General features: G+C 63.0%; 5 protein-coding genes. 3 read left to right on the forward strand and 2 right to left on the reverse strand.

Annotation, left to right across the window (positions count from 1 at the left end):
• Nucleotides 1-334 precede the first annotated feature (334 nt).
• Together recJ and rpmG are read right to left on the reverse strand one after the other, a co-directional pair.
• On the reverse strand, nucleotides 335-2,116 hold the full coding sequence (gene recJ, locus VHD36_22045) for a single-stranded-DNA-specific exonuclease RecJ (protein HVU90030.1): 1,782 nt from the start codon (nucleotides 2,114-2,116) through the stop codon (nucleotides 335-337).
• Nucleotides 2,117-2,474: 358 nt separating this feature from the next.
• A complete protein-coding gene (gene rpmG / locus VHD36_22050; GenBank protein ID HVU90031.1) occupies nucleotides 2,475-2,642 on the reverse strand; it encodes a 50S ribosomal protein L33 in 168 nt (55 codons plus the stop codon).
• Between the two features lie 308 nt (nucleotides 2,643-2,950).
• Here rpmG and VHD36_22055 point away from each other — a divergent pair, with 308 nt between their 5' ends.
• The 3 genes from VHD36_22055 to VHD36_22065 form a co-directional block, all read left to right on the forward strand.
• Entirely contained in the window at nucleotides 2,951-4,708 is a 1,758-nt protein-coding gene (locus tag VHD36_22055; GenBank protein ID HVU90032.1) for a prenyltransferase/squalene oxidase repeat-containing protein, read from the forward strand.
• Nucleotides 4,709-4,867: 159 nt separating this feature from the next.
• A complete protein-coding gene (locus VHD36_22060) occupies nucleotides 4,868-5,221 on the forward strand; it encodes a helix-turn-helix transcriptional regulator (protein HVU90033.1) in 354 nt (117 codons plus the stop codon).
• Nucleotides 5,222-5,365: 144 nt separating this feature from the next.
• On the forward strand, nucleotides 5,366-6,509 hold a 1,144-nt coding region (locus tag VHD36_22065), incomplete at its 3' end, for a hypothetical protein (protein HVU90034.1).

The raw sequence follows: 6,509 nt of genomic DNA on the forward strand, positions 1-6,509 counted from the left end.
TCCCGGACGACGCCGCGCACCTGGGCCGCTCCATCCGATCATCGATCACGAATCAGCAGCATGACGCCTACTTGAAACATTCCTTCTTCCGCTACACACACCTGATCGCTTGATGGACCATTATCTAGATAGGACTCAATAATGGCTGGAATTATCCCCCCGTTTTAATGGCTGTCAAAGTTTATTTTCTGCTTTTGCGCGAACTCGTAGGAAATACCCAGCCGCGATCGACTCGTACCAAGAACGCGCCGATGTTACAGGGCAGGTCGAGTCGGTCGGGGATTGACCCGTGGCGAGTAAAGAATGGCGCTGCGAGACGGTCCGTTGTGGCTCGTCACTGCGCCTGCGCGAGAGACACGCTCGCTGCTTTCGCATCTGCACCGGCACGCCAGTCCGTTACGTGCAACTCCACGGTGCGACGGCCGCGGAATTCGTTGATCACCGGGCGAAAGGCCACCGACAACGGGCCGGGGCAACTGGCGATTCTTTCGGCCCATTCTCCGCCGCCAAATGCCACGCCGCGGAGCGTCGTCTTGTGCTGCGCCAGCTTGAGCGACAGGTGGCGCTCGCCTCCCCCCATGCGCTTCGGCGGTTCGGCCAGCGTGACATTCGTCGCGCACAGAATCGGCCGTGGGTTCGAATGGCCAAAGGGCGAGAGCCGTTCGATCTGTTCGACGGCCACGAGCGTCAGCTCGGATAAGAATACCTCGGCGTCGATCGAGATTTCGGCCTGTCGTTGCTCGGCGGTAATCGTTTCGGCCGCATGCTCGCAGAACTCGGCGCGAAAGGCTTCCAGGTTCCGCTCCTCGATCTTCAATCCGGCCGCGGCCGCATGTCCGCCATGCGTCAGCAAGTGCGTCGAGCAGGCCGTGAGCGCCTGGCAAATGTCGAAGCCAGGGATACTACGCGCCGATCCCGTGCCAGGCTTCTGCCCCATTTCATCGAAGGCAACCATCACGACGGGCCGATGATGCCGATCGACCAGGCGGCCCGCCACGATGCCGATCACGCCGGGGTGCCAGCCGCGCTCGGCCAGCACGAGCGCCGCATCTTGTCCGGCGTCGAACTGGGCCTGCGCCTGCGCACCGGCGGCAAGCAGAATGCTGCGTTCCAGACTTTGGCGGCTGCCGTTGAGTTGATCGATGTACTCGGCCAGCATGTCGGCGCGCTCCGTCGATTGCGTCATCAACAGCTCGACCGCCAATTGTGCTTGCCCCAATCGCCCGGCGGCGTTCAAACGCGGTGCCAAAGCGAAGGCGATATCTTCCGCGTCGAGTCGAGGCTTCTTATCGAGCTCGGCGCGGCGCATGAGAGCCATCACGCCCAGCATCGGCCGTTCGCGCAACGCGATCAGCCCGTGCTGCACTAGTACGCGGTTTTCATCCACCAGTGGCACGACGTCGGCTACGGTGCCTAACGCCGCCAGGCCCAGCGCCGAAAGCAAGAACGTGCGCATCCGCTCGCTGACTTTCTGGCCGCCAGCGGCTTGCTTCGCCACGAGCCAGGCGAGTTTGAAAGCCACGCCGGCGCCACACAGTCCATGAAAAGGATAGGCTTGCCCTGAAAGCTGCGGGTGGACGATCGCCGTGGCATCGGGTAGTGTGGCGCCCGGTTGATGATGATCGGTAATCACCAGGTCGAGGCCCAATTCGCGGGCTGCCTGCGCTTCGGCGACACTGCCGATGCCGCAATCGACCGTGATGACGAGCTTGGCGCCTTGCTTGGCGAGCGTCGCTAGCGTCTCGCGATTCAGACCGTAACCCTCTTCCAGCCGATGCGGCACGTAATAGCCGACATTCGCCCCCAGGTGTGTCAGGCATTGCCACAGCAGGCTGGTGGCGGTCATGCCGTCGACGTCGTAATCGCCATAGACGATGATCCGCTGCCCGGCCGTAATCGCGCGCAAAATATGCTCCGCGGCGGCCGTGGCGCCGGGTAGCAGCTCGGGGTCGCGCAGCGTCGTCAGGCGCGGCTCGAGAAAATCCCGGGCTGACTGCGGGTCACTTAGCCCGCGGGCTACTAGCAAACGTGCCACCACCGGGGGCAACCGCGCGGCGCGCTCCAGCGCGCGAATCCGGTCGGCATCGTGCGAATGAATGCGCCACAGCTTCGACATATCTTCCTGACAAGTCCGCAAGCCAGCCGCGAGAGCGGCGGTTTTCCTACGTGCGCCGTGACTGGAACCTAATGCGGCGGGTGTCTCGTCCGCCAAGCGATTCGTATGCAGAAAACTACTGTCGCGACTGGTCGGCCCCGTGTGCCCCGCGGGGCCAACCTTATGGGCGTTAGGCTGGCACGCGGTGGATTACGATCCTGTTAGCGAGGATTTCCTTGCCTCAAGAACTAGCCTTGTGCATACCCCGAACTTGTTTTCGGGGGCAAGTGAGCGTCTGGTGCTGTGGAAGGCACGCTAGACGCGAGCTTGCCGGTGTGCGAGAGCCTGGTTCCCTCGCAGGACGACCATCCTTGTCGGCCTAACGCTTTTTCTTTTCGGCGTGCAACGTGTGCTTGCGCAGGCGTGGCGAGTACTTCATCAGTTTCAGCTTCTCGCCCCCCGTCTTGCGACGGATCGTATAGTTCAGGTCGCCGGTTTCCTCGCAGGCGAGGAACACGACTTCGACCTTTTTCTTGCTTTTCCCCATCGGAACACGCTTCTCCCGAAAATCCGCACCGTATTAGTATTAAGGTCTTATCAGGGGTTTGATTGTACCCGGTGAAGGCCGCTTCCCGCCAGCCCCGGGAGTTATGGTCTCGGGAGTTAGCCGCTACAACCCGACTTTCCTTGCATATGCCCCTCGATCGTGTACGGTAAATAGGTGAGAGGTTGCGCCCGAATTCGGGGGGACGGCAGCCTCCTTTCGACCTGGCCCAGACGGTTCTCGCTCTGCCTACTGCAGCGGCGACGAGCGAATCTTCCGGCACGCGTGGGCAGGGGAGTGAGAGATCACGCATGGTCGACAAGCCATTGCCGAACGAGAACGCAGGCGCGGCGGTCCCAGCGCCCGATGCCGCCGCGACGGCCGTGGCCGACGCTACTAAATCCACCCCGACCGCGACTGCTGCGCCAGCTAACGGCAAGACCGCGGTCACTTCATCGCCTGGCACCGCTGCCTCGGCCAAGGCGTCAAGTCCCCAGGCCCCGAGCGCGGATAGCAAAGCGGCGGATAGCAAAGAATCGAAAGAGGGCGACAAGAAGGCCGCGGTCGACGACCCTGGCTTGGACGATCGCGTCGGCCGGCTCGACTGGATGACCGTCGTCCCCAGTTGGCTGGTCAGCTTGATCTTTCATATGACGCTGTTGTTCTTGCTGGCGCTCATGGTCGAGCCGGCAAAGATCGTCAAACACGTCGCGGATCTCGTTGCCACCGACGCCGAAGTCGGGCAGAACCTCGATCAAATCGTCACCGTGGACGCTCCGCCGGGCGCGACCGAGCTTGGGCAGACCGAAGGTTTGGCCGACGCCATTTCTTTTTCGCCCGACGCCGACGGCACGGATATCAGCACGCTCAATGATCTTCCCGCGGCGCCCGGTGGCCCCGGCGACATGAGCGATATCGGGCTGGCCGGCGCGCAAGTGCTCGATCTCGGCAAGGCGCTCGGCGCCAGCGGTGGTGGCGGGGCCGGTGGCATGACAGGCGGTCAGGGGCTCGAAGGGCGCGGCGACGGCGCGCGCAAGGCCTTGGCTATGGAACGCGGCGGCACGGAAGCGAGCGAGAACGCCGTCGGCATGGCGCTCAATTGGATCGCCATCCATCAGAATCCCGACGGCAGTTGGAGTTTCAACCACCGCACGGGGCCTTGCCAGGGGCGGTGCGGTAATGCCGGCAGGCTCGAACACGGCGATATCGCGGCCACGGCCATCGCGCTATTGCCCTTTCTCGGCGCCGGCCAGACTCATCTGCAAGGCAACTACAAGAAGAACGTGCAAGCCGGGCTTTACTACCTGGTCAGCCGCATGAAAGTCGGGCCCGACGGCGGCGATCTTTCCTACGACCAGGGCGTGATGTACGGCCACGGGCTTGCGTCGATCGCGCTGTGCGAAGCCTATGGCATGACCAAGGACACCGGCCTGGCCGAGGCCGCGCAGCAAGCCGTCAACTTCATCGTCTACGCCCAGGATCCCGTCGGCGGCGGCTGGCGCTACGCGCCCAAGCAGCCGGGCGACACGTCCGTGCTCGGTTGGCAGTTGATGGCGCTCAAAAGCGCTCACATGGCCTACTTGAATGTTCCGCCCAAGACGATCAAAGGGGCGGTCAACTTCTTGAACTCGGTACAAGGCGAAAGCGGTGCCACGTACGGTTACGTCAATCCCGGCAAGGGACCGGCTACCACGGCCATTGGTCTATTGTGCCGCATGTATCTCGGCTGGAAGCACGACGAACCGGCGCTGGAACGCGGCGTCGAAATGCTCTCGGCACACGGTCCCTCGCCCAACAACATGTACTTCAATTACTACGCCACGCAGGTCATGCACCACTACGAGGGCGAGCAGTGGACCAAATGGAACAACAAGATGCGCGACTTCCTGGTCAACGCACAATCGCGCCAGGGACATGAACGCGGCAGTTGGTTCCTGGGGGGCGATCATAGCTCGGAACAAGGCGGGCGGCTCTATACCACGGCCATGTGCGCCATGACCCTCGAGGTCTACTACCGCCACTTGCCGATCTATCGCAAGGACAGCACCGCGGCCGATTTCGACGAGTAGCCGCACGCCGTCAAGCTTTCTTAGAAGTCGTGGCCACAGATTCCCGAGAAGAATTCGATTGACAACCGCAATGCTCCCTTGCTATGTTACGCATAGTATGTAAGACACAGGCAGCACAAGCAGCACAGTCAAAAGACGACAAGCCAAGAGGCACGGGCCATGCGAATCGAACGCGAGCTGATGCGCGGGGCCGGACCCGTCGCGGTCCTCAAGCTCCTCGAAGGGGGCGCCAAGTACGGCTACGAGCTGATCGAAACGCTGGCCCGATCATCCGACGGCGTGCTCGACATGGGGCAGGCGACTCTCTATCCGCTCCTCTACAACCTGGAATCGCAAGGGCTGGTCAAGGCCGAGTGGCGCGAGTCGTCGTCGGCACGCCCGCGGAAATACTACGCCCTCACGACCAAGGGCAGGAAGCGCCTGGCCCACGACGTCGAGCAATGGCAAGCCGTGGCTCGGGCGATGCAAGGGCTGGGCGTGCTGCGCCCCGGACTGGGCGGCGCGGCGGGTTAATGGTTTGTCTCATGTCCTAAGAGCTTCGGGTGCCATGGCCACGCTTGCCGTGGCCATGCCGGCATGGCGGAGAATCCATCGACTTTAACAAGCAGCATGCTCACGCCAGCGTGAGCATGGCACACCTGTTTTCATCAGCGCGACATGTACGATCCCACGCCGCCGACAACCTGGTTCGGCCGGGCCCGCTATACGCCGGCACGCGATGCGCTGCGCGGCGAGCTGTCGGCGCGGCTCGACCCGCGCACCTTGATCGCCGCTGCCACGCTACCCGAACCACTGCCGGCGCTTGTGTACACCATCGTCCGGCGTACCCGGCTGTGGCGGCGCGAAAAGCTGGATGTCACGCGCGAGCTGCTGTCGCATTTCGCCGAGGGTCTGGACGCCGGCCGCACGGCCGAGCAACTGGCCACGGACTTCGGCCCTGCGGACCAGGCCGCCCGGTTGATCCGCCGCGGCAAGATCCGCAATCGGCCGTTGCCGTGGCACGCGGCCCGCTTCACGCTGCGAGCACTCGTCGGCGCGACGGCCGCCTTTGTTGTTGTTTACTCGCTCATGATGGCCCGCTTCTATTTCAGCGTGCCGGCGATCAACCGCAACTACTGGATCGAGACGAACGAAGCACGCGCGGCCGTGCCGGGGGACGCCGCGTGGCCGCTGTATCGCGAGGCGCTTACCAAACTCGGCCCTTATTCGGACAAAGATCTCAATTCTCGCGTCAAATTCAATTGGATCGACGAAGGCCCGACCGGCAAGCATTGGCACGATCTCGTGGCGATCGTCGAGCGCCGCCAGGACGCGATCCACCTTGTGCGCGAAGGCGCACAAAAGCCGCGACTGGGATATTTGTTCGGCAATGCGGCGGACAACCAGTATTTCCGCGAACAGGGCGCCGATTGGCTGGTGCGCGGGACGTCGCAGACCGTCGACGAAAACGTGCCGCTTATCAGCGGAAATCTCATCGGACCGCAGGAAATGCGCGAGCTCGGCCGACTGCTGGCCGCCGACGCAGCGGTCGCGGCTCATGCGAATGACGGTACCAGGGTCGTCGAAGATTTCACGGCGCTACTGGCGATGAGCGAGCAGATGTGGCAGCCGCGCAGTTTCCTGGTCGAGCAGATGGTCGCGCTGGCGATTTTCGGCCAGACCTTAGTTCGAGTTTCGCAGTTTAGGCCGCCAGAGCGGCCGTGTTTTCCAGGAGGTCGAGGACTTTTCGGCTACCTTGGCCGCCGAGTCCCCATGAGGAAACTTGTTCGCGGAGGCTGCATCGTCGCAAGGTGCCCAGCAT

The organism is Pirellulales bacterium (assembly GCA_035546535.1).
In the GTDB taxonomy this organism is placed as follows: domain Bacteria; phylum Planctomycetota; class Planctomycetia; order Pirellulales; family JACPPG01; genus JACPPG01.

What these genes read in the sequence shown, in the direction of transcription:
- recJ (HVU90030.1), bottom strand. Translation starts at nt 2,116, where the DNA reads ATGTCGAAGCTGTGGCGCATTCATTCGCACGATGCCGACCGGATTCGC.
- rpmG (HVU90031.1), bottom strand. Translation starts at nt 2,642, where the DNA reads ATGGGGAAAAGCAAGAAAAAGGTCGAAGTCGTGTTCCTCGCCTGCGAG.
- VHD36_22055 (HVU90032.1), top strand. Translation starts at nt 2,951, where the DNA reads ATGGTCGACAAGCCATTGCCGAACGAGAACGCAGGCGCGGCGGTCCCA.
- VHD36_22060 (HVU90033.1), top strand. Translation starts at nt 4,868, where the DNA reads ATGCGAATCGAACGCGAGCTGATGCGCGGGGCCGGACCCGTCGCGGTC.